The following is a 22,852-nucleotide window of genomic DNA, read 5'->3' on the forward strand; positions in this document are numbered from 1 at the left end:
TTTTTTTTTTTTTTTCAATGGTTTATATTGGTCGTTGTATAGTGGGTTAACAAAAATCAGGACAAGGCGGGGCAACGCCGTACCGGTTTTTGTTAATCCGCTATATATTTGTGCGTTGTGGGGCTGCCTTTTGTGCACGGGTATGAGAATGCCGTCTGAAAAAGGTTTCAGACGGCATTGTGTGTTTAGGGTTTATTTTTTCATCGCTTCGCTCATTGCCTTGATGTTGTGGCGGTACATTCCGATGTAGGTGTCTGCGGGTGCGTTGCCGAGTGCGTCGGAATACAGTTTGCCGCTGACGTTGACACCGGTTTCTTTGGCGATGCGGTCAACCATACGGGTGTCTTTGATATTTTCGGTAAAGACGGCTTTGATGCCTTCGCGTTTGATTTGTCGGATGATGGCGGCGACTTGTTTGGCTGAAGGCTCGGCTTCGCTGCTCACGCCTTGCGGGGCGATGAATTCGATATGGTAACGTTTGCCCATATAGGAAAAGGCATCGTGCCCGGTCAGGACTTTGCGTTTGGCGGCAGGGACGGCGTTAAATGCGGCTTGTGCGTCGCTGTGCAGTTTTTTGAGCTGCATTTGGTAGTTGCCCAAGCGTTGTTGATAATAAACTTTGCCTTCGGGGTCGGCCTTTATCAGGGCTTCGGCGACGTTTTGGGCATAGGCGGACATAAGGACGGGGTCGTTCCAGACGTGGGGGTCGAATTCGCCGTGGTCGTGGTGGTGTCCTTCGTGGTCATGGTCATGATCGTGGTCGTGATGGTGTCCGCCTTCTTCTTCGGCTTTGAGGGGTTGGATGCCTTTGGTTGCTTCGGCATAGGATACTTTGCTTTGTTTGACGGCACGTTGTACATCGGCAGCTTCGAGACCTAAACCGTTAATCAGGACAAGTTTTGCACTGCGGATTTTTTTAATGTCGCCGCTGGTCATATGATAGGCGTGCGTGTCTTGGTTGGCTCCGACCAAGTTTTGTATGGATACGCGCTCTCCGCCGATTTGTTTGGCTACGTCGCCTAAAATGCTGAAACTGGTTACAACCGGCAGGGGTGCGGCAGTTGCGGCAGTGGTCAGTAATGCGGCGATTAGGGTGAGTTTGGGGTGTTTCATAACTGTTCTCCTGTGATATAACGTAACATCTGTTATGGTAAAACAAGCCGCCTGTTTGTTCAAGCGGCTTGCGAGGTCAGGTGGTGTGGTGGCGGTGGTTTTTGAGCCATTTGGTCAGAATGCCGCCTTCTTTGCCGAGTATGACGGAAAAGAGATAAAGGACGCTGCAACAGAGGATGATGGCGGGACCGGAGGGAATTTCGATGTGGTAGGAAATGAGCAGTCCGCTCAAGCCGCACAGCAGGGCTGTCAGAACGGATAGGAGGATGAGTGCGCCCATGTGCTTCGCCCATAGGCGGGCGGTAATGGCTGGCAGCATCATGAGTCCGACGGACATGAGTGTGCCGAGGGCTTGAAAGCCGGATACGAGGTTCATGACGACCAGGACGAGAAAGAGGACGTGCCAAAGCCCGCCTTTGCCGCCGACGGATTTGAGAAACAGGGGGTCGATGCTTTCGAGTACGAGCGGGCGGTAGATGATGGCAAGGGTAATGAGCGTGAGGCTGGAGACGGCGGCGATGAGTTGCAGGGCAGGAATGTCGACGGCAAGTACAGAGCCGAAAAGGAGGTGGAGCAAATCGACGCTGCTCCCGTTTTTGCTGACGAGGACTACGCCTATGGCGAGGCTGCTGAGATAAAAGGCGGCAAAGTTGGCATCTTCTTTCAGGGTGGTGAAGCGGCTGACGAGTCCGGCAAGCAGTGCCATCAGCATGCCTGCGGCTACGCCGCCCAAACCCATGGCGGGCAGGCTCAAGCCGGCAAACATGTAGCCGACGGCGGCACCGGGTAGGACGGCGTGGCTCAATGCGTCGCCTATCAGGCTCATACGGCGCATGACGAGGAATACGCCGACGGGTGCGGCACTGAGGGACAGGCAGAAGACGGATGCGAGGGCGTAGCGCATAAAGTCGAATTCTGCAAAGGGGGCAAGGAGCAGGTCGTAGAGGTTCATGGTTTTTCGGTTTCAGACGGCATTTATGACGCGCACCAGTCGGGGCTTTCCTGTTGCTGCATTTTGGCGTTGGCTTGAGCGAGGTAGGGTTCTGTCAGAATGGTCTCGGTTGCGCCTGCCGCAATTTTTTCGCGGGCAAGCAGCAGGGTATTGGGAAAGTAGGCACGGACTTGTTCGTAATCGTGCAGTACGGCAATGATAGCGTGTCCGCCGCAATGGCATTTTTGCAACACGTCGAGAAGCTCGTAGGTTGTCCGTGCATCAACAGCGTTGAAAGGTTCGTCCAGAAGTAGGAATTTGGCGTTTTGAACCAGCATTCGGGCAAAAAGGACACGCTGGAATTGTCCGTTTGAGAGGTGGGCGATTTGGCGGCGGGCAAACTGCCGCATTCCTACACGCTCCAAGGCTTCGTGAACGCGTTGTTTTTGAGCGGTATTTATCCCTTTGAAAAAACCGATTTCATACCACAGCCCCATTGCCGCCAAGTCGAAAACGGTCATAGGTTGGGAGCGGTCGATGTCGGACTGCTGGGGAAGGTAGGCAATGTCTTGGCGGCTCAATCCGTCCAGCCGGATGCTGCCTGTATCGATAGGCTGCAATCCCATCAAGGATTTGAGAAAGGTGGATTTCCCTGCGCCGTTGGGACCGAAAACCGCCCACATGCTGCCTTCTTCAAAGGTAATATCCACATGGTGTACGGCAGGACGGCGGCGGTAGCTGACGGTCAGGTTTTCGACAATGATGCTCATGCGGATACTGCCCAAAAGTAAACGCCCCATAAAAGGGATACGGCAATCAGGGCAAGGATGAGGCGGAAGGTCAATCCTGATAGTAAAAGGGAAGGTGTCATGATGATTTGCGGTTTTGAAAGGGAAGGCGGTAAAGCGTTTATCGTTATATGGCTGATATGATACTGTATAACGTTTGGTCTGTAAATTTTGTTCGGTTCGGACGGGGATTCGGGATGTGCCGGAAGGGGTGTGCTTCTTGGTGCTGTTCCGTTGCGGATGTTGCGGCAATAAGAAATGCCGTCTGAAGGTTCAGACGGCATTGGGGAAAACGGTTTGAATCAACCTTTGCGTGCAGGCAGTTTTTCTTTGATGCGTGCAGCTTTACCGGTCAGGCCGCGCAGGTAGTACAGTTTGGCACGGCGTACGTCGCCACGGCGTTTGACTTCGATTTTTTCGACGGTCGGAGAGTACAGTTGGAAAGTACGTTCCACACCTTCGCCGCTGGAAATTTTACGGACGATGAAGTTGCTGTTCAGACCACGGTTGCGACGGGCAATAACCACGCCTTCGTAGGCTTGCAGACGGCTGCGCGTACCCTCCACGACGCGTACGGATACGACTACGGTGTCGCCCGGTGCGAATTCGGGGATTTCTTTGTTCAGGCGGGCAATTTCTTCTTGCTCGAGCTGTTGAATCAGGTTCATTGTTTTTTTCCTAAATTATGATTGGATTTCCCGTTGCTCTTGCCGGATGGTTTCTAAGAGGCGGGATTCCTTTGGGATTAAACTGCGCTTTTCCAATAAGTCGGGTCTGCGCTCCAGGGTGCGGCGAAGCGATTGTTCCAACCGCCATTCCGCTATCAAGCCATGATTGCCGGAACGCAATACTTCCGGAACAGCCATGCCTTGAAATTCTAAGGGTTTGGTGTAGTGGGGGCAGTCCAAAATGCCGTTTGAGAACGAATCCTGTTCGGCAGACTGCATATCGCCCAATACGCCGGGTACGAGCCTCAATACTGCATCCATCAGCATCATGGCGGGAAGCTCTCCGCCGGAAACAACGAAGTCTCCGATGCTGATTTCTTCATCGACGCTGCTTTGCAGCAGTCTTTCGTCTATTCCCTCATAGCGTCCGCACAGCAGAATCAGATGCGGAAGTTCTGCCAGTTCTGCCGCTTTTGGGTGTGTCAGCGGTTTTCCTTGGGGGCTGAGGTAAATGACTTTTGCGGTTTGGGAAGATTGTGCTTTGGCGTGTTCTATCGCCGCATGAAGTGGCGGAGCCATCATAATCATTCCCGGACCGCCGCCGAACGGGCGGTCGTCGATATAGCCCAATCTGTTGTCGGCAAACTTTCGGGGATTGACTGCTTCAAACTGCCAGATTCCCTGTCTGTTCGCGCGTCCCGTTACGCCGTAGTGGGTAATGCTGTCGAACATTTCGGGGAAAATGGTAACTGCCTGGATAAGCATCAGTAGTCCAAACCCCAGTCGGCAGTAATAGTCTTGCTGCCGGTATCGACGGTTTCGATATATTGGGAAACGAACGGAATCAGAATCTGCCCATATTTTCCATTAACCACTAATACGTCGTTTGCACCTGTTTCCATCAGGTTGCTGACTTTCCCCAGGATGGTATTGTCTTTATTGGTAACGGTCATGCCCACCAAGTCGGCCCAGTAGTATTCTCCTTCTTCCGTCGGTGCGAATGCTTCACGGGGGATTTCGATGGTGTAACCGCGCAATGAGAATGCCAAGTCGCGGTCGTTTATGCCTTCAAATTTGACTTGGAGCTCACCGTTGACAACTTTTCCAGCTTCAAGGGTAACGCTGACGGTTTTGCCGTCCTTGACCAATTGCCACTCGGGGTAATCCAAAAGGCTGTCGGAATACTCGGTATTGGCAGCAATTTTTAGCCAGCCTTTTATGCCGAATACACCTTTGATGTAGCCCATGGCTACCCGGTTTTGAGTGTCTGTCATGGCGGAAAATGAGGGTTATGCGGCTTTTTGTTCTTTAATCAGTTTTGCAACAGAGTCGCTAACCTGCGCACCTTGTGCAATCCAGTGGTTCAGGCGGTCTGCGTTGAGGCGTACGCGTTCTTGTTTTTCGTTGGCTACGGGGTTGTAGAAGCCTACGCGTTCAATGAAGCGGCCGTCGCGGCGGTTGCGTGAGTCAGTAACGATGACGTTGTAGAAAGGGCGGTGTTTTGAGCCGCCGCGTGCCAAACGGATAACTACCATTTTGAGTCCTTTTGAGAAAATCGGATATATGGAAACTGCTAATTTTAGGGTATTTTGTGGTTGGTGCGCAAGTTTTTATTTGTTTTTTCTGTTGTTTTGTCTGCCGCAAGGTTCAGATATGCGCGGTACAGGTTTTTTTCGGTGTCCGATTCCTTGAGGGTAAATCCTGATTTTTCAGCAAGTTTGATCATGGGAGTATTGGTTTTGAGAATGTCGGCACTCATAGTCCGGTAGCCTTGTTGTGTTGCGGTATGGATGGCGAGGTTCATCATTTTCTGTGCCAGTCCGCTGCCGCGCATATGTTCCGCCAGTGTGATACCAAATTCGCATTCGTTGCGGTTCAGGCGGCTGTGGCGGACAACGGCGACGATGTTGCTGTCGGCATCCCTTGCCGTCCATGCGGCTTCACAGTGGTAATCGGGGTTGCACAGGCGTGCCAACGTGGCTGCGGGCAGTTCGTTGGTGTGGGTCATGAAGCGTGTGTACCGTGCTTCGGGGCCGAGGCTGCGGACGAACTGCTGTTTTGCTTCTGCGTCTTCGGGCAAAAGGGGGGTAATGGTAACGGTCGTGTTGTTTTTTAGGGACAGTGTTTTGGGGTGTGCTGCGGGATAGGGGGTAAGTACGTTGGGTACGGCTGCTCCGGTTTCGGTTTTGCTGCCGAGCAGTTCTGCGGCGGCTTCGCTTGTGTGGCGGAGAAATTCGGCGGCTGTCGGGTTTTTGTGTTTTAGGTATGCGGCGGCACTCTGCATTTTTGCGGCGGCATGTTCGAGGGTTTGGGCGGCTTTGCCTGTGTTCTTGCGTTTGGGCGTGTCGTGTGTTTCGGGTGTCTTTAAGAGGAAATCGCTGCTGTATTGTCCGCCGTTTAGGTTGAGGGTGATGCCGAGAATGTGTTGGCGGTATTCGGGAATGACGGTCAGTGTGTGCAGGAACTGGTCGAGGGTTTGTGTGCCGTCGAGTTCGGCAAAGTAGGCAAGGTGGCGGCTGTCGAGCGTGGTAAACGGCGGGAGTACGGCAGTGGTTTGTCCGTTGCAGCGTGCGGTCAGGATGTCGCCATAGAGGGGGTGGCTGCCGAATTGGAATTGGACGGCGTTATGGGTAGTGTGCCGGTAGGGGGGGAGGTGCAGGGCTTCGGCGAGCAGGGAGGGGTTTGCCGCTGCAAGGGCTTTTTTGATGTTTTGGGATTGCGGTGTTTTCAGACGGCACGGTTGCGGCGGTGCAATGTCGAGCTGTGCCTGTTTCAGGGCGGCGGCGGTGTTGCGGTAGGAAAGGGTGCGGATTGCCTGAGTGGGGGTGTCGAAATGTGTTATGCCGTCTGAAAAGGGGCTGCTGACGAGCAGGGGTTTGGCGGTCTGTTCGGACAGTCGGATAAGGGCGCGTGCTGTTTTTTTGTAATCCTCGTGTCCGGAGGGACTGAGGATGGTTAGGACGGCTTGGGTGTCGGGGCGGGCAAGCTGACGTGAGGCGATGTCGTGGCAGATTGAGGGTGTGGGTGTGCCGGTCAGGTGTCCGTTGCGGATGTGGTGGGGAAGGTTGGGAAAGTGGAGGGCGAGGTTTTTTGGCGCGTGCGCGTTCAGCCATTCGGCAGGCGTGTCGGACAGGATGTCGAGTCGGGACAGGGGTGGAAGGTCGGACAGTTGGGCGCGCAGTGCGGCTTCGAGGTCGTCGTCGTTGAAACTGATGAGGAAGTTGCAGTGTCGGGCGAGGCAGTGCAGTACGGCACGGTCGGTTTCTGTCGTGCGGCAGGTGATGTGGAGAATCAGCGGCGTATGGCGGGTAAATTGGCGGATTGCGCTGAACAGTTTGCGCTGATCCTCTTCAGGGTTGTGGTGTAGGACGGCGGTTTTGGTGTGCAGGCTGTGTCCGAAGCGGTTGAGCCAGTCTGAGGAAGTGATGGGGCTGATGCCGTAGTTCAGGCTGATGTGGCGGGATATGCCTTGATGGAGTTTTTTGAGGACGGTATCGATTTGGCGGCTGACGGCGGCATCTCCGGTCAGTATGGCGGTATAGCCTGCGGCGTATTCGTCATGGGTGCTGATGTTGAGTCCGAGCGAAGGAATCTGAATGCCTGCTGTGGTGCAGGCGGTAATGTTGATATGGTCTCCGTGGTGTTTGCGTATGGCAGTTTCGGCGGTGTGCAGTTCTGCGGCAGACAGGCTGTCCCAGTCCTGTATGAGGATGATGTGTCGGAGCTGCTTTTTGCGGCAGGTTTTGAAGAGGGTGTCGTAACTGTCGGGTAGGGTAACGGCAATAATCAGGTCGGCACTGCCGGGGATTTTGTTGAGGCTGGTGTAGGCGGGCAGTCCGGCTATGGTGTGGTGGCGCGGGTTTACGGGGGTGATTTTTCCTTGAAAGGGCGTACTCAGCAGGTTGCTGAGTACACGTTCGCCTAGGCTGTACGGTTGTTCGCTCGCGCCTATCAGGATGATGTGGTTGGGCATGAAGAAGTAGCCGGGATCGGTTTGTGTCGGCATGATATATTCCTTTGCGGACGGTATGTGCGTGATTGTTGGAGATGCACTCACTGTGTGTTTGTTTTGGGGTAACTGTTTGTGCAATGCCGTCTGAAGTGGGTTCAGACGGCATTATGGTCAGTTCGCACTTTTTTCTGTTTTGGAACCGATTTTTTTCTTGGGTAGGATGAAGCGCATCCGCAGCCCGTTTGGTTTGATGTTTTCGGCGATGATTTTTCCGCAGTGCTGTTCAATAATATGTTGGGTCAATGCAAGCCCCAGTCCCGTTCCGGGCTTGTTGGCACTGGAGTCGGCACGGTAGAAGGCGGTAAATATGTGGGGAAGCTGCATTTCGTCTACACCCGGTCCGTTGTCGGTAACGTCGATAATCCAGTGTTTGTGGTCTTGTCCGATGTTGATCAGGATGGTGCTGCCTTCTGGGCTGTAATTGACAGCGTTGCGGATAACGTTGTCGAAGGCGCGGTACAGGTAACTTTCATTGGCATATAGGGTGGCGTTTTCGGGAATTTTCCCGTCGGCAGACAGGGTAACCGTTTGTCCGTTTTTCTGGGCAATGCTTTGATTGTCTTCTACAAGGTTGCTTAGGAAGGGTAGGAGTTTCAGTTTTTCTTTTTCCAAAGCCATATTGGAGGTTTCGAGGCGGGACAAGGTTAAGAGTTCGCCGACCAACGTATCCATGCGGGTCAACTCGCCTTCGAGTCGTTTTAGGTATTGTTCCTGTTTTTGGGGTTGTGCCTGAATTAATCCGACAATTGCCTGCATACGGGCAAGCGGGGAGCGCATTTCGTGGGAAACGTGGTGGAGCAGGTGGCGTTCTTTGGCAACGAGTTTTTCGAGTTTTTCCGCCATTTTGTCGAATTGGATGGCAAGATGGGACAATTCGTCGTCGCGGTCGTCGACCTGTTGGGAGATGCGGGTTTCAAGTTCTCCGTTTGCCACCCTGTCCATGCCGTTGCCTAAGATTCTGATGGGTTTGGCAATGTTGCCGGCAAGGATATATGCCATCAGCAGTCCGACGATGATGATGAAGGAGAGGATGATGAATTCGTGCCAAATCGGGGCAAGCGGCAGGCCCGGGATAAACAGCGGGCTGGGCAGGCGTTGTGCCTGGCGGTTGTCCCAGCCTTTAATGAAGAACAGGTATTCTTCGCCGAAACGGTCGTATTCGATGCGGACAAGGTTGGAATGGGGGTGTCCGGCGGCAAACAGCCGGGCGCGTTCTATGGTGTAATTGTCGATATAGCGGTTTAAGATGTCTTTTTTCTCGTCGCCCTGTATGACGTAAACGGCGGATGATACGGGGCTGTCTTTCCATTCGGTCAGGATTTCGCGCGCGCCGTTGTCGCCCCGTGTCTTGAATGCGGAAATAATGCTGCCCATCAATGTGGTTTCGATGGTGCGGCGTTGGTTGAACTGGTTTTCGGCAAGGGTGTTCTGCACCAGCCAAAAAGAAAAACTCGCCACAAAGATTGCGCAGACGATAACCGCGCAAAATGTGGCGAAAATGCGTTGGAACAGTTTCATTTATCTGTTTACTTCAGTTTTTGACAAACAGGTAGCCCAAGCCGCGTACGGTTTGAATCAGGGAGGCATCGCCCAACTTGTGGCGGATGCTGGAGATGTGTACGTCGATACTGCGGTCGAATTTTGCCAGCTTGCGGTCGAGTGCTTCGACGGACAGGGTTTCTTTGCTGACCACCTGTCCGGCATGGCGCATCAGGACTTCGAGCAGGTTGAATTCGGTGCTGGTCAGTTCGAGCGGAGTGTCTTTGACGGATGCCTGGCGTTTGGCGGGGTACAGGACGACATCGCTGACGGAGATGCTGTTGGGTGCGTTGTTCTGTTCGCCGCTGTGTTGTGCGCGGCGGAGGATGGCATTGATGCGTGCCAAGAGTTCGCGTGGTGTGCAGGGTTTGGGGACATAGTCGTCCGCACCCATTTCCAAGCCGATGATTCGGTCGATATCGTCGCCTTTGGCGGTCAGCATGATGATGGGGACGGTGCTTTGGGCGCGTACGTTTTTCAAGACATCCAAGCCGTTCATTTTGGGCATCATGGAATCCAATACGACTACATCGTATTGCCCGCTCAGGATTTCCTGTACGCCTGCTTCCCCGTCGGGAACGCTGTGGACGTTCAGACCTTCGGCGCTCAGGTATTCGGTCAGCAGTTCGGTCAGCAGGGCATCGTCATCTACGAGTAATACGCGGCTCATGGTGTTTCCTTTTCCGTGGTGGTATGCGCCCGCCGGGTTTGGGACGGGCATGAAACGAGTGTTTAACGGTTTATCTTAACACGGCTGCAATGTTTTTTGATAGCGTATTTTTCTGCGTGTTTGCTGTTTTTTGCAATGCTTTGCAAGGGTCTTTATATTTCAGACGGCATACGCATCCGCCGGCGCGGGTCATTTGCAGGGTTTTGCTTCCGGATGACCGGGCGCGGCGGCGAAGGCTTTGCAGTCTTTGAGCAGTTCGGGCAGCAGCGGCGCCCATACGGGCAGTTTGCGGATTTCGTCGGCGTATCGGGGCATCAGGTAGGGGTAATAGGACTGTGTCGCCCGCATCCATTGTTTTGCTTCTGCAACTTTGCCTTGCCGCATCAGGTAGAGGGCGATGCGGTAGGTGGCGGAGTAGGGGCGGTATTTTAGTGCTTTGAGGGTTGCTTCTTCCGCCCAAGTCTGGGTTTCGGGGTATTCCGGCAGGGCGAAGTTTACGAGGGAGAAGTCGGCATAAAAGGACAGCATCGGACTGTTTGCAGAAATATAGCGCAGTTCGTTGATTTTCCGGTTGAGGGTTTTGGCACTGTTGTCAGTGGCGGGGGAAAAGGAGTTAACCAGCCGGGTGTATGTCCAGTCCAAGTGCAGCAATCCTGCGAATATGGCGGCGGAGGCGGTTAGTATGCCGAGATTGGCGGCTTTTTTGAAGGCGATGCCGTCTGAAGCCTCTGCGGGGGACAGGAAGAGCATCAGTCCGAAGGGGATGAGGAAATAGACATACCACAAAGGATATTCGAGCATACTGTGGCACATACTGACGGCAAGCGTGCAGATCAGGAAAAGCGATGCGGGGGTCAGAGGGCGTTTCAGCAGCCCGGCAATGCCCGTCAGCAGGGTTGCGGCAACCAGAAGCGTGCCGCTGATTCCCATCTCTGCAAGGAGTTGGAGGACGATGTTGTGGGAATGGGTGAACAAGTTGCTGAGGAGGTTGTCGTGTATGTTGTGCTGTTCGGCATTGATGAGGAAGGTTTGTTGGGCAAAACTGTTCCAGCCGTGCCCGAATATCGGGGCGGATTGGAAGGCGGCAAGGGCTTTGCGCCATTCGATTTGGCGCGGCAGGTCTGTGAAACCGCCGTTGGCGACGCGTTCGACGGCAGTTTCGTAGCGGATGCCGGTAAAGGTTTCCAGAATGGTGTTCATGGAAAATTGGAACAGCGCGGTAAGGAATACGGCTGCGGCTATGTTGAGCATCGTCCGCCTGTTGGATTTGTCCGAACGGAAATACCAGAAGGGAAGGATGAGGGCGATGGCGGCTATGTAGGTCAAGATGGTGCGCGAGTTGACCAAACCTAAAACGGCGGTCTGCATAATCAGGCAGATTGCGCCCAAGGCGGGCGGGATTTTTCGTTGTCCGTTGAGGTAGGCGGCGGCGAGTATGCCCCACATCAGATAGTGTCCGAGGTTGTTGCGCTGTCCGATGTGTCCGATTACGCCTTGCCCGCTGTAAACGATGATGTTTTGAAACAGAGGGGTGTCTTCCCAGCCGGCAAACTGGATGACGACGATGCAGGATTGAAGCAGGGAGCCGATAAGCAGCGACCAGGCAAACAGGGTCACGATGCGTTCTTGTCCGTAGTGTGCGACCAAGCTCCGGCAGGCCCACGCGCCGACGGCGAGTAAGATGAAAATCCAAGAGACGATGTCGTTCATTCCGGGGTAGATCAGGTTCATCAGGCGTGCCTGAAGATACCAAAACGCCGCCATTGCAAACAGAAGGAAGCTGATAGGTGGGATTTTGACATCAAACAGCTTTTTTCCTGCCGTGAAGAACAACAGGACAATCAGGCCGGCTGCGGCGGCGGCATCGTGGTAAAAGTCGGGCGACGGTTCCAGACGGAGTGCGAAGGTAAAGGGGACGATGCCTATCCAAAGGAAACAGGGCAATAGGTAAATCGGCAGTTTGGCGGCGGGGCGGATGCCGGATACGGGCGTTTCAGCGGGCATTGTTTGTTTCCTTGTATTGTTTGACGAACGACAGGCAGGATATGAAGAAGATGATGCTGAATACTGCGGAAAGTGCGGCGCAAATCTGTTCTGCCGGATAGGCGTCGAACAGGCGCATGACGGCTTCGGCAAAGTAAATCAGAACCAGCATGGAGCTGTATTGGTAGGTGTAGATGTTCTTTTTCAAGATGCCTGAAAGCGGCAGACAGAGGGGGAGGGCTTTGAGCGCGAGCCACGAGCCGCCCGGGCGCAACGGTGCAATCCACAGTTCCCAGGAAAGGGACAGGATTATCAGTGCGATCAGGCTGAAAGAGGCAAGGAGGTAAGCGGTTTGTCTGTTCACGGCGGTCTTTACTGGTTAGGCTCGGATGAGGGGTGGGGTACGGTATCCCAAATCCTGCAACATCGAAACGGTTTCATAAACAGGCAGCCCCATAATGCCGCTGAAGCTGCCTTCGATAGATTGGATAAAGATACCGCCTATGCCTTGCACGGCGTAGGCACCGGCTTTATCCATAGGTTCGCCGCTTTGTACATAGGCGGAAATTTCTTCCGAACTCAGGGGCTTGAAGGCGACGTGGTTGGTTTGGAGGCAGTTTTTCGCATTGCCGCGATAGTGGATATAGACGGCAGTCAGGACGGTATGCCTGGTGCCCGACAGCAGTTTTAGGAATTTGACCGCTTCGGCTTGGGAGCGGGGTTTGCCTAATATAATGCCGTCTGAAACGACGCAGGTGTCGGCGGTAATCAGGGGGAAATCGGGCATTGTGCCGTTGGTTTCGCAAAAGAGGGTCAGGGCGGTTCGGTTTTTTTCTTCTGCCATCCTTTGAACGTAACGGGCAGGGTCTTCGTTCTGTCTGACCGTTTCGTCGATGTCGGCAGGCAGCTTGACGACCCGATAGCCCAACTGCGTCAGGATTTCCATTCTGCGTGGGCTGTTTGAACCTAAATAGAGGGTATTCAAAGGTATTCCTTAATCTGTGGCGGTATGAGGCGGGGTTTCAGACGGCATAGTGTCAGGTTTTTGCAGGCGGCCGTATGTCGCCATCCTGTTCTGAACGTGGAGTGAAGAAGCGTCCGAACCAAATACCTGCTTCGTATAAGAGAATCAGCGGAATGGCAAGCAGGGTTTGTGAGATGACGTCGGGCGGTGTGATGACTGCGGCAATGACAAACGCACCGACAATGACATAGGGGCGGGCGTGTTTGAGCTGTTCGGTTGTTACCACACCTATTTTAGTCAGCAGAATAACGACAATGGGGACTTCAAACGTTGTGCCGAATGCGACAAACATCCCCAAGATGAAGGAGAGGTATTTGTCGATGTCGGTCGCCATATTGACCCCGACAGGGGTAACGCCGGCAAGGAATTTGAAAATGACGGGGAAAACCAGAAAGTAGGCAAACGCCATGCCGATGAAAAACAGGCTGACGCTTGAGAGGACAAGCGGGGTAATCAGGCGTTTTTCGTTTTGATAGAGTGCGGGGGCGACAAATGCCCAGATTTGGTAGAGCGTATGCGGCAGCGAAATTAAAAATGCCGCCATCAGGGTAACTTTGACCGGCACGAAAAATGGTGCGATGACGTCGGTGGCAATCATGCTGGTGTCTTTTGGCAGGTTTGCCATCAGCGGGTCGGCGATAAAAGTATAGAGTTGTTGGGCAAACGGCATTAGGCCGAAAAAGCAGACTAAGATGCCGACAACCGTCCACATCAGGCGGCGGCGCAGCTCGATGAGGTGTTCGACAAGCGGTTGGACGGTTTGTTCGTTTTGTGTTTCGGACACCGGATTTGCCCTCTTTATGATTTACGGACGCGCAATTTCGGTTTGGCGCGGTGTTTCGGACGAAAATCGCGTTTGCGGCTTATTGCCTGTTTGCGCAGGGAAGTGGTGTGCGGAACAGGCGTTTCAACAGCAGTATCGATATAGCTGACTTCGACGGTCTGTACGACGGGTGCGGCGGCAGAAGCAGTCAGGTATTCCCGCCATGCGCGGTCTTTGTCGGTTTCCGCGGGTTCGGCTGTACTGCCGGTTTGCCTGTCGTCCCCAAGGGTTTCGGCGGAAGTATCGGAACGTTCAGACGGCATAACGTCGGAAATGCCGTCTGATAGGGTGTTTGCCGCATCAGGAAGGGGGGTGCCGCCTTCATCGACACCGAAATCGGCAGGCGTGCGCTGTTCGGGCAGTTTGTCCCAAGGTTTCAGACCGTCAGAAATGTCGTGCAGACTGTTCTGCATATCCGTATCGGTTTCTTTGAGGCTGTCTCGAACCTGAGCAGCGGCAGCTTCGAATTCCTGCTTTGCCTTGCGCAGTTCTTCCAGTTCGATTTGCGTGTCAAACTCTTGTTTGACGCTGCCGACAAAGCGTTGCAATCTGCCGATGAGCCGTCCGGCGGTGCGGGCGGCCTCGGGCAGGCGTTCGGGGCCGAGGACAATCAGGGCGATAATGCCGACCAAAATCAGCTCGCCCAAACCGAAATCAAACATAAGTTATGCTTTGTCTTCGTCTTTTTTATGTTCGATTACGTCGTCTTTTCCGGCATCTTTGCCATCGGTGCCTTCGTTCAGCCCCTGTTTGAAGTCATGAACTGCGCCGCCGAGGTCTTTGCCGACGTTGCGCAGTTTTTTGGTGCCGAATATCAAAACGACGATAATCAGTACGATAATCCAGTGCGTAAGAGAAAAACTGCCCATGATGTATCCTTAAGTAAGTATTAGGGGTTGATTGTGAAATAACGGTTTATACGGGTGTGCCCATGATGTGTATATGCAGGTGGAAGACCTCTTGTCCGCCGCCTTTGCCAGTATTGATAAGGGTTTTGAAGCCGTCTGCCAGTCCTGCCGCTTTGGCGATTTCGGGAACTTTCAGCATCATTTTTCCCAAAAGGGGCTGATGTTCGGGAGCGGCGTGTGCCAACGAATCGAAATGGACTTTGGGAATCAGCAGCAGATGAACCGGAGCGGCGGGGTTGATGTCTTTGAAACAAACCATCTCCCCGTCTTCATAGACGGTTTGCGCCGGAATCTCTTTGGCAGCGATTTTGCAGAAAATACAGTTGTCCATAACGGCTCCGATGCCGTCTGAAAAGCGGTCAGACGGATTGAATGTGGGAAAGTGCGGATTGTAATATAAATTCAAGATTCTGTGCGAGCGGCTTTTTCGGCCAAGCCCGACAAACCTTGACGGCGCGCAAGTTCGTCCAGTACGTCTTCCGCCTTCAGGTCGTGGTGTGTCAGAAGAATCATGGTGTGAAACCATAAGTCAGCAACTTCGTAAACCAGGTGGGACGGGTCTTTGTCTTTGGATGCCATCAACACTTCGCCCGTCTCTTCAATCACTTTTTTTAGGATTTTGTCTTCGCCCTTATGCAGGAGCTGTGCGACGTAAGATTCGGACGGATCGGCAGATTTGCGCTGTATAATGGTTTGTTGGATGGCGGATAGTACGGAATCTCCCATGATTTTCCTTCTGTTTGTTTCTGTTCGTTCGGAATGATAGGCTAAACGGCTGCTCTCGGGCAATACGCCTGTTGCGTTTCGTTGGAAAATGCCGTCTGAGCGTTTCAGACGGCATTTGTGCTGTTGCAAATGTAATTTGCTTACAGGTTTGGATTCACAATAATTTTAACGGCGGATTCGTTGTTGTGGATCAGACGCTCGAAGCCTTCGGAAACCAGTTCGTCCAGCTTGATGCGCTGGGTGATGAAAGGCTCGAGGTTGATTTTGCCTTCTTCGACCAGTTTGATGGTTTCGGCGTGGTCGTTGCAGTAGGCGATGGTGCCGCGCACGTCCAGCTCTTTCATCACGACGCTGTGGACGTTGACGGTGGCGGGGTGACTCCAGATGGATACGATAACCAAGTTGGCGGCAGGTTTGCAGGCTTCGACCAAAGTATCCAACACTTTGTTCACGCTGGTACATTCGAATGCCACGTCCACGCCTTCGCCGTTGGTCAGTTTTTTCACCTCTTCGACAACATCGACTTCGGACGGGTCGAGGATGTAGTCGGCAACGCCGGATTCGCGCGCTTTGTCTTTGCGTGCTTTACTCAACTCGGTGATGATGACTTTGATGCCTTTGGCTTTCAGCACGGCAGCCAACAGCAAACCGATCGGGCCTGCACCGCCGACCAATGCGACATCGCCTTCTTTCGCGCCGCTGCGTACATAGGCGTGGTGTCCGACAGACAGCGGTTCGATCAAAGCGGCTTGATCCAACGGGATTTTGTCGGAAATCGGATGCACCCAACGGCGTTTGACGGCGATTTTTTCGGACAGACCGCCGCCGCAGCCGCCCAAGCCGATAAAGTTCATGTCTTTGGAGAGGTGGTAGTTGCTGCCCGGGCCGGTCGGTACGTCGTCGTGTACGATGTAAGGCTCGACAACGACGTGTTGACCGACTTTGATGTCGTCCACGCCTTCGCCGACGGCATAGACCACGCCGGAGAACTCGTGTCCCATCGTTACGGGAGCGGACTCGCCGGAAATCGGGTGCGGATGACCGCAGGGCGGGATGAAAATCGGGCCTTCCATAAATTCGTGCAGGTCGGTGCCGCAGATGCCGCACCACGCGACATTGATGCCGACGGTGCCGGGGGCGACGGTCGGTTCGGGGATGTCTTCGATGCGGATATCGCCTTTATCGTAAAAACGTGCTGCTTTCATTGTAACGCTCCTTGTTTTCAAGTAGGAATGCCGTCTGAAAAATGTCGGACGGCGGTTGAAATGGGAATGGCGTGAAGAAGCCTGACCGTTTCCGGTTGAATCTGTTTAGATGTTATTTTACTACAAGAGATGTGTTTAAGCACGCGGAAGGCTTTCTGTTTGCGTCAGGTCAAATAATGATGCCGTCTGAAAACCGAATCGGCTTCAGACGGCATTTATATCGTAACGGTCGGATTGGGTAGGTTGGCGCACCTGTCCGGTTTTCGGTTTGGCAAACCGTTTTTTTGTTGGATACAGTGTTTTCTGATAGGCGGTTGCGGCATCGGATTTGCACAGCCCTGCCAGCACGCGGATATGCTCGGCAGCAGATTGTGCCAGAGGTTCAAGGGTGTAGCCGCCTTCGAGTACGGATACGATTTTGCCGGAGCAGCTGGATGCCGTCTGAATGATTTTGTGTGTCAGCCAGGCAAAATCCGCCTCGTGCAGGTTGAGCCTGCCCGATTCGTCCAGACGGTGTGCGTCGAATCCTGCCGACAGCAGCACCAGTTCGGGTTTGAATGCGGCAAGCCGGGGCAGCCACTGTCTGCGGACGGCTTCGCGGAATGCGCGGCTGCCCGTTCCCGGCGGCAAGGGCAGGTGCACCATATTGCCGCCGTCGGGCATATCGTTGTTTTCGGGGAAGGGGAAAAGGTCGGTTTCAAACAGGTTGAAAAACAGGATGCGCGGATCGTCTTTGAATATTTCTGCCGTACCGTCGCCGTAGTGGACATCGAAATCGATGACGGCAATGCGTTTCAGGCGGTATTCGGCAATGGCATGCATGACGCCGGCGGCAACGTTGTTCAGCAGGCAGAATCCGCCGGCTTTGCCGCTGCCTGCATGGTGTCCGGGCGGGCGGGCGGCGCAAAAGGCATGCCATGCTTTGCGGTTCATGACCATGTCGACTGCCTGAACTGCCGAACCGGCGGCAAAGCGTGCGGCAGACAGCGAGCCTGTGCTGATTGCAGTGTCGTCATCCAGGCGGAAAATCTTGCCTTTTTGGGGCAGGCAAGATTCCAAACGGTTCAGATATTTGCTCGAGTGGACAAGTGCAAGGCGCGTATCGCTGATTTCTTCCGCCTCTACGGTTTGGAGGTGCTGCCAAATACCGGCGCGGCGCAATGCCTGCTCGATGCAGAGGATGCGGTCGGGCGAATCGGGATGGTTTACTCCGGGTTCGTGTCCGGTGCAGGCGGGGTGGAAAAGCCAGGCGGTCTGGGCGTTTTTGCCCAAAAAAAGGCGCAGCAGGGCGTAGAGTTTCAGGAACAGGCGGGTTAGCGGCATGGGTTCGGGAAAGGGGTTGCAGACGGCATACGGTTGGGTATGGGCAGCAAACCCGATATATTGTTTACGGTCTTATGCTATTATATACCCCGCTCGATTTTCAACCATATTAGAAAGAACGGATAAATTATGAATCAAGCTGTTGCACAATTTGCTCCTTTGGTGTTGATTATGGTGGTGTTCTACTTCCTGATCATGCGCCCCCAACAAAAGAAATTCAAAGCACACCAAGCGATGCTGGCTGCTTTGAAGATCGGCGACAAAGTTGTTTTGGCTGCCGGTTTTAAAGGACGTGTAACCAAAGTAGGCGAGCAATTCTATACTGTCGATATCGGCCAAGGTGCGAAAATTGAAGTGGAAGTTGAGCGCAACGCGATTGCCGCAAAAGCCGAATAATCCCGTTTTTTTAGGAAAGCCGCCTCATTTTCCGAGTGCGGCTGTTTGCCTTTATAAATAAAGCAAAGGTTTATCATGAACCGTTATCCTTTATGGAAATACCTGCTGATTGCGTTTACGATTGTGGTTGCGGCTGTTTATTCGCTGCCCAACCTTTTTGGTGAAACGCCTGCTGTACAGGTATCGACCAACCGACAAGCTATTGTTATCAATGATCAAACCCAGTCTAAAGTAGATGCCGCACTGAAACAGGCAGGTATTCAGACAGATGGGATGTTTGTCGTCGACAATTCGTTGAAAGTGCGTTTCAAAGACACTGAAACGCAATTGAAAGCACGCGACATCATCGAAAACACTTTGGGCGAAGGGTATATTACCGCGCTCAACCTGTTGGCGGACAGCCCCGAATGGATGGCGAAAATCAAAGCCAATCCGATGTTTTTGGGTTTGGACCTGCGCGGCGGCGTGCATTTCACCATGCAGGTCGATATGAAAGCGGCGATGCAGAAAACATTTGAACGTTATTCGGGCGACATCCGCCGCGAACTGCGCCGCGAAAAAATCCGCAGCGGTACGGTACGCCAGACTGAAAACAGTTTGACCATCCCTTTGCAGGATGCAGGTGATGTGCAAAAGGCACTGCCGCAGTTGCGCAGGCTGTTTCCTGAAGCAACGCTGAATTCAGACGGCAGCAATATCGTCTTGACGCTTTCGGAAGAGGCGGTGAATAAAGTACGTTCCGATGCGGTCAAACAGAACATCACTACCCTGCACAACCGTGTGAACGAGTTGGGCGTGGCCGAACCCGTCATCCAGCAGTCCGGTGCCGACCGCATCGTCGTGCAGCTTCCCGGTGTGCAAGACACTGCCAAGGCAAAAGACATCATCGGCCGTACCGCGACTTTGGAAGTCCGCATGGTGGAGGACGATCCTGCCAAGTTGCGCGAGGCATTGGAAGGCAACGTGCCGAGCGGTTATGAGTTGCTTTCAAGCGGCGGAGATCGTCCCGAAACTCTGCTAATCAGCAAACAGGTCGAGCTGACGGGCGACAACATCAACGATGCGCAACCGAGTTTCGACCAAATGGGCGCACCTGCCGTCAGTCTGAGCTTGGACAGCGCGGGTGGCAGCATTTTTGGCGAACTGACTGCCGCAAATGTCGGCAAACGCATGGCGATGGTTTTGATCGACCAAGGAAAATCCGAGGTTGTAACCGCGCCGGTTATCCGTACTGCCATTACCGGCGGACGCGTGGAAATTTCCGGAAGCATGACGACAGCCGAAGCCAACGATACGTCTTTGCTGTTGCGTGCCGGTTCTCTTGCCGCACCGATGCAGATTGTCGAAGAACGTACCATCGGTCCGTCTTTGGGTAAGGAGAACATCGAAAAAGGCTTCCATTCGACTTTATGGGGTTTTGCCATCGTTGCTGCATTCATGGTGGTTTACTATCGTCTGATGGGTTTCTTTTCTACCATTGCATTGAGTACCAACATACTGTTTCTAATCGGTATTTTGTCTGCCATGCAGGCAACGTTGACGTTACCGGGTATTGCCGCGCTGGCGTTGACTTTAGGTATGGCAATCGACTCCAACGTCTTGATTAACGAACGTATCCGAGAGGAACTGCGTGCCGGTGTGCCGCCGCAGCAGGCAATCAATCTCGGTTTCCAACACGCATGGGCGACCATTGTCGATTCGAACCTGACTTCGCTGATTGCCGGTATCGCGCTTTTGGTATTCGGTTCCGGTCCGGTACGCGGTTTTGCGGTCGTACACTGCTTGGGTATTCTGACTTCGATGTATTCGTCTGTCGTCGTATTCCGTGCGTTGGTCAATTTGTGGTACGGACGCAGACGCAAATTGCAGAACATTTCCATCGGTGCGGTATGGAAACCTGAAGCCGAAACTGCGGCAGGTAAGGAGTAAGCTATGGAACTCTTTAAAATCAAACGCGATATTCCGTTTATGAGCTACGGCAAACTGACAACCTTCATTTCGTTGGTTACGTTTATCGCTGCCGTGTTCTTCTTGGTGACCAAAGGTCTGAATTTCTCTGTCGAATTTACCGGTGGTACGGTAATGGAAGTCCAATATCAGCAGGGTGCGGATGTCAATAAGATGCGCGAACGCCTCGATACGCTGAAAATGGGTGATGTACAGGTTCAGGCATTGGGTACGAACAAACACATTATGATCCGCCTGCCGAACAAAGAAGGTGTTACTTCCGCACAGTTGTCCAATCAGGTTATAGATTTGCTGAAAAAAGACAGTCCCGATGTTACTTTGCGCCAAGTCGAATTTATCGGCCCGCAAGTCGGTGAGGAATTGGTAAGTAATGGATTGATGGCTTTAGGTTTTGTCGTTATCGGCATCATTATTTACCTGTCGATGCGTTTTGAGTGGCGTTTTGCCGTATCTGCCATTATCGCCAATATGCACGACATCGTGATTATTCTCGGCTGCTTTGCCTTCTTCCAATGGGAATTTTCGCTGACCGTCTTGGCGGGTATTCTTGCCGTATTGGGCTATTCTGTGAACGAATCCGTCGTCGTCTTCGACCGTATCCGTGAAAACTTCCGCAAGCCGGCGATGCGCGGACATACCGTGCCGGAAGTCATCGACAACGCGATTACCGCAACGATGAGCCGCACCATCATTACCCACGGTTCGACCGAGGCGATGGTTGTTTCTATGCTGGTGTTCGGCGGTGCGGCCTTGCACGGCTTTTCTATGGCGTTGACCATCGGCATCGTGTTCGGCATTTATTCTTCCGTATTGGTTGCTAGCCCGCTCTTGCTGATGTTCGGTTTGAGCCGCGACAATATCGCCAAGGAAGCGAAACAGAAGGAAGAAATTGTGGTCTGATGTCAAATGCCGTCTGAAACCGGAAGATGTCTCCGTTTTCAGACGGCATTTCGCCGACATCGCAAAATATCGTGCAGAACAGCAAAAATTGTGTGATAATGCGCCGTTCCTGTTTCAGGAATAGGGAGTTTGCCGTTGTCTTCAGGCTTGGCAAACTTGTCTGAATCCCTATGGGGATTCTTATATTTTTGGAGTTTTCATTATGGCACTGACCGTAGAACAAAAAGCACAAATCGTTAAAGATTTCCAACGCAAAGAAGGTGATACCGGCTCTTCTGAAGTGCAAGTCGCCCTGTTGACTTTCCGCATCAACGACCTGACCCCCCACTTCAAAGCCAACCCCAAAGACCACCACAGTCGTCGTGGTCTGCTGAAAATGGTTAGCCAACGCCGCCGTTTGTTGGCCTACTTGCGCCGTACCCAACCCGATACTTATCGTGCGTTGATTACCCGCTTGGGTCTGCGTAAATAATTGCGCTTTCCGACACCGCCCAGAAAAATGGGCGGTGTTTTCTTTTCTGTTGCTTTCCGACAAGTTCAAATCCATATTTATTGCCCGAAAACCGCATAAACTAATATAATACAAAGTTCTTTGGAATCCTGTTCCATTTCATGCTGCCCGTGCGCTTCACAAGAGTTTCAGACGGCATCAGACGTTGCGACTCCCGCCAGCAATCAAACAGCTTTTTATCACCCATTCGAAAATCCGTTTTGCCGGTACTCGTCTTTTTATTGGAGTATTGCCATTATGACCGCAACCACTGCGTCTTCAGCCAAACCTTATCTCAAAATCCAAGGTTTGGTGAAAAAGTTTGGTGACAATTACGCTGTCGATAACATCGACTTGGACATTTATCAACACGAAATCTTTGCCCTTTTGGGCAGCTCCGGCAGCGGTAAATCCACGCTGCTGCGTATGCTGGCGGGTATGGAAAGTCCCAATCAGGGAAAAATTATCCTTGATGGTCAGGATATTACCAAACTTGCACCCTATGACCGCCCCATCAATATGATGTTCCAAAGTTACGCGCTTTTTCCGCATATGACGGTGGAGCAGAACATTGCCTTCGGATTGAAGCAGGACAAAATGCCTAAGGACGAAATCGCCGCGCGCGTGGAAGAAATGCTGCGTCTGGTTCAGATGACCAAATACGCCAAGCGTAAGCCGCACCAATTGTCCGGTGGTCAGCAGCAGCGTATCGCATTGGCGCGCAGTTTGGCAAAACGCCCGAAAATCCTGTTGTTGGACGAACCCCTCGGCGCGTTGGACAAAAAATTGCGCCAACAAACCCAGCTTGAGTTGGTCAATACGCTGGAACAAGTCGGCGTAACCTGTATTATGGTTACGCACGACCAAGAAGAGGCGATGACGATGGCGACCCGCATCGCCATTATGTCCGACGGTCAGTTGCAACAGGTCGGTACACCCAGCGATGTGTATGACTATCCCAACAGCCGCTTTACTGCCGAGTTTATCGGCGAAACCAATATTTTTGACGGTGTGGTGATTGAAGATCATGCGGATTATGCCGTCATCGAATGCGAAGGTTTGGAAAACCACGTCCGTATCGATCATGGTTTGGGCGGCCCGAGCGAGCAGGACCTTTGGGTTAGCATTCGACCAGAGGATATTGATTTATATAAAGAAAAACCTGATCATTTGGGCGATTATAACTGGGCGAAAGGTACGGTAAAAGAAATTGCCTATTTGGGCAGCTTCGCCATATACCATATCAAACTCGCCAACGGCCGTGTCATCAAAAGCCAAGTTCCTGCACCTTACTGGTATGTGCGCAACATCACGCCGCCGACTTGGGAAGAAACCGTGTATATCAGCTGGCCGGAAAACCAACCGACTCCGTTGTTCCGTTGATT

The 22,852-nt window shown here is 52.9% G+C and carries 27 protein-coding genes; 6 read left to right on the top strand and 21 right to left on the bottom strand.

The window, feature by feature from the left end:
- Positions 1–192: 192 nt before the first annotated feature.
- The 21 genes from RDY34_RS06170 to RDY34_RS06270 all read right to left on the bottom strand — a co-directional run bounded on the left by RDY34_RS06170 (position 193) and on the right by RDY34_RS06270 (position 17,713).
- Complete coding sequence (locus RDY34_RS06170; RefSeq protein ID WP_308073480.1) at positions 193–1,113, bottom strand: metal ABC transporter solute-binding protein, Zn/Mn family; 921 nt, start codon at positions 1,111–1,113, stop codon at positions 193–195.
- Between the two features lie 76 nt (positions 1,114–1,189).
- Entirely contained in the window at positions 1,190–2,065 is an 876-nt protein-coding gene (locus RDY34_RS06175; RefSeq protein WP_308073479.1) for a metal ABC transporter permease, read from the bottom strand.
- 23 nt (positions 2,066–2,088) lie between these two features.
- Complete coding sequence (locus RDY34_RS06180; RefSeq protein ID WP_308073478.1) at positions 2,089–2,814, bottom strand: metal ABC transporter ATP-binding protein; 726 nt, start codon at positions 2,812–2,814, stop codon at positions 2,089–2,091.
- Positions 2,811–3,116, bottom strand: a complete 306-nt coding sequence (locus tag RDY34_RS06185; protein WP_154101519.1) for a hypothetical protein — start codon at positions 3,114–3,116, stop codon at positions 2,811–2,813. The genes RDY34_RS06180 and RDY34_RS06185 overlap by 4 nt, the downstream gene beginning before the upstream one ends.
- 18 nt (positions 3,117–3,134) lie before the next feature.
- The gene (rplS, locus tag RDY34_RS06190; protein WP_002217809.1) at positions 3,135–3,500 is read right to left on the bottom strand and encodes a 50S ribosomal protein L19; all 366 of its coding nucleotides are present in this window, start codon (positions 3,498–3,500) and stop codon (positions 3,135–3,137) included.
- 15 nt (positions 3,501–3,515) lie between these two features.
- Positions 3,516–4,265, bottom strand: a complete 750-nt coding sequence (gene trmD / locus RDY34_RS06195) for a tRNA (guanosine(37)-N1)-methyltransferase TrmD (protein WP_308073475.1) — start codon at positions 4,263–4,265, stop codon at positions 3,516–3,518.
- Positions 4,265–4,774 (bottom strand): ribosome maturation factor RimM, encoded by a 510-nt coding sequence (gene rimM, locus RDY34_RS06200; protein WP_308073474.1) that lies wholly within the window; start codon positions 4,772–4,774, stop codon positions 4,265–4,267. The genes trmD and rimM overlap by 1 nt, the downstream gene beginning before the upstream one ends.
- Positions 4,775–4,789: 15 nt before the next feature.
- A complete protein-coding gene (gene rpsP / locus RDY34_RS06205) occupies positions 4,790–5,035 on the bottom strand; it encodes a 30S ribosomal protein S16 (protein ID WP_096107917.1) in 246 nt (81 codons plus the stop codon).
- A 44-nt stretch (positions 5,036–5,079) separates the two neighbouring features.
- Complete coding sequence (locus RDY34_RS06210; RefSeq protein ID WP_308074366.1) at positions 5,080–7,506, bottom strand: bifunctional acetate--CoA ligase family protein/GNAT family N-acetyltransferase; 2,427 nt, start codon at positions 7,504–7,506, stop codon at positions 5,080–5,082.
- Between the two features lie 117 nt (positions 7,507–7,623).
- Positions 7,624–9,030 (bottom strand): two-component system sensor histidine kinase MisS, encoded by a 1,407-nt coding sequence (gene misS, locus RDY34_RS06215; protein ID WP_196428403.1) that lies wholly within the window; start codon positions 9,028–9,030, stop codon positions 7,624–7,626.
- Between the two features lie 13 nt (positions 9,031–9,043).
- Entirely contained in the window at positions 9,044–9,721 is a 678-nt protein-coding gene (gene misR, locus RDY34_RS06220) for a two-component system response regulator MisR (RefSeq protein WP_061699231.1), read from the bottom strand.
- Between the two features lie 189 nt (positions 9,722–9,910).
- Positions 9,911–11,725, bottom strand: a complete 1,815-nt coding sequence (locus RDY34_RS06225) for a Wzy polymerase domain-containing protein (protein WP_308074365.1) — start codon at positions 11,723–11,725, stop codon at positions 9,911–9,913.
- A complete protein-coding gene (locus RDY34_RS06230; protein WP_308074364.1) occupies positions 11,715–12,068 on the bottom strand; it encodes a DUF2069 domain-containing protein in 354 nt (117 codons plus the stop codon). The genes RDY34_RS06225 and RDY34_RS06230 overlap by 11 nt, the downstream gene beginning before the upstream one ends.
- A 15-nt stretch (positions 12,069–12,083) precedes the next feature.
- Complete coding sequence (locus RDY34_RS06235; RefSeq protein WP_025457905.1) at positions 12,084–12,689, bottom strand: Maf family nucleotide pyrophosphatase; 606 nt, start codon at positions 12,687–12,689, stop codon at positions 12,084–12,086.
- Positions 12,690–12,741: 52 nt separating this feature from the next.
- Positions 12,742–13,512 (bottom strand): twin-arginine translocase subunit TatC, encoded by a 771-nt coding sequence (gene tatC / locus RDY34_RS06240; RefSeq protein ID WP_308074363.1) that lies wholly within the window; start codon positions 13,510–13,512, stop codon positions 12,742–12,744.
- 14 nt (positions 13,513–13,526) lie between these two features.
- The gene (gene tatB / locus RDY34_RS06245) at positions 13,527–14,213 is read right to left on the bottom strand and encodes a Sec-independent protein translocase protein TatB (RefSeq protein ID WP_301818630.1); all 687 of its coding nucleotides are present in this window, start codon (positions 14,211–14,213) and stop codon (positions 13,527–13,529) included.
- A gap of 3 nt (positions 14,214–14,216) precedes the next feature.
- Positions 14,217–14,420 (bottom strand): Sec-independent protein translocase subunit TatA, encoded by a 204-nt coding sequence (gene tatA, locus RDY34_RS06250; protein ID WP_003753955.1) that lies wholly within the window; start codon positions 14,418–14,420, stop codon positions 14,217–14,219.
- A gap of 46 nt (positions 14,421–14,466) precedes the next feature.
- Positions 14,467–14,790 (bottom strand): histidine triad nucleotide-binding protein, encoded by a 324-nt coding sequence (locus RDY34_RS06255; protein WP_003753957.1) that lies wholly within the window; start codon positions 14,788–14,790, stop codon positions 14,467–14,469.
- Positions 14,791–14,861: 71 nt separating this feature from the next.
- Positions 14,862–15,185, bottom strand: a complete 324-nt coding sequence (locus tag RDY34_RS06260) for a phosphoribosyl-ATP diphosphatase (RefSeq protein ID WP_003753958.1) — start codon at positions 15,183–15,185, stop codon at positions 14,862–14,864.
- A 140-nt stretch (positions 15,186–15,325) separates the two neighbouring features.
- A complete protein-coding gene (locus tag RDY34_RS06265) occupies positions 15,326–16,390 on the bottom strand; it encodes a 2,3-butanediol dehydrogenase (protein ID WP_025456896.1) in 1,065 nt (354 codons plus the stop codon).
- Positions 16,391–16,594: 204 nt separating this feature from the next.
- On the bottom strand, positions 16,595–17,713 hold the full coding sequence (locus RDY34_RS06270) for a histone deacetylase family protein (protein WP_025456897.1): 1,119 nt from the start codon (positions 17,711–17,713) through the stop codon (positions 16,595–16,597).
- Between the two features lie 129 nt (positions 17,714–17,842).
- On the opposite strand from RDY34_RS06270, the gene yajC reads away from it, so the two are divergent.
- From yajC to RDY34_RS06300, 6 genes are all read left to right on the top strand, one after another.
- On the top strand, positions 17,843–18,109 hold the full coding sequence (gene yajC, locus RDY34_RS06275) for a preprotein translocase subunit YajC (protein WP_003753968.1): 267 nt from the start codon (positions 17,843–17,845) through the stop codon (positions 18,107–18,109).
- Between the two features lie 75 nt (positions 18,110–18,184).
- Positions 18,185–20,038 carry a protein translocase subunit SecD gene (gene secD / locus RDY34_RS06280; RefSeq protein WP_308073468.1) on the top strand — a complete coding sequence of 618 codons (1,854 nt, stop codon included), beginning with the start codon at positions 18,185–18,187 and terminating at the stop codon, positions 20,036–20,038.
- A gap of 3 nt (positions 20,039–20,041) precedes the next feature.
- Positions 20,042–20,977, top strand: a complete 936-nt coding sequence (gene secF / locus RDY34_RS06285; RefSeq protein ID WP_003753972.1) for a protein translocase subunit SecF — start codon at positions 20,042–20,044, stop codon at positions 20,975–20,977.
- Entirely contained in the window at positions 20,967–21,101 is a 135-nt protein-coding gene (locus tag RDY34_RS06290; RefSeq protein WP_003753973.1) for a hypothetical protein, read from the top strand. Before secF ends, RDY34_RS06290 begins: the two co-directional genes overlap by 11 nt.
- A 78-nt stretch (positions 21,102–21,179) precedes the next feature.
- Entirely contained in the window at positions 21,180–21,449 is a 270-nt protein-coding gene (rpsO, locus tag RDY34_RS06295; protein ID WP_002217790.1) for a 30S ribosomal protein S15, read from the top strand.
- 276 nt (positions 21,450–21,725) lie between these two features.
- A complete protein-coding gene (locus RDY34_RS06300) occupies positions 21,726–22,850 on the top strand; it encodes an ABC transporter ATP-binding protein (RefSeq protein ID WP_304670605.1) in 1,125 nt (374 codons plus the stop codon).
- The last annotated feature ends 2 nt before the right edge of the window (positions 22,851–22,852 follow it).

The organism is Neisseria polysaccharea (assembly GCF_963392925.1).
GTDB lineage: Bacteria > Pseudomonadota > Gammaproteobacteria > Burkholderiales > Neisseriaceae > Neisseria > Neisseria polysaccharea.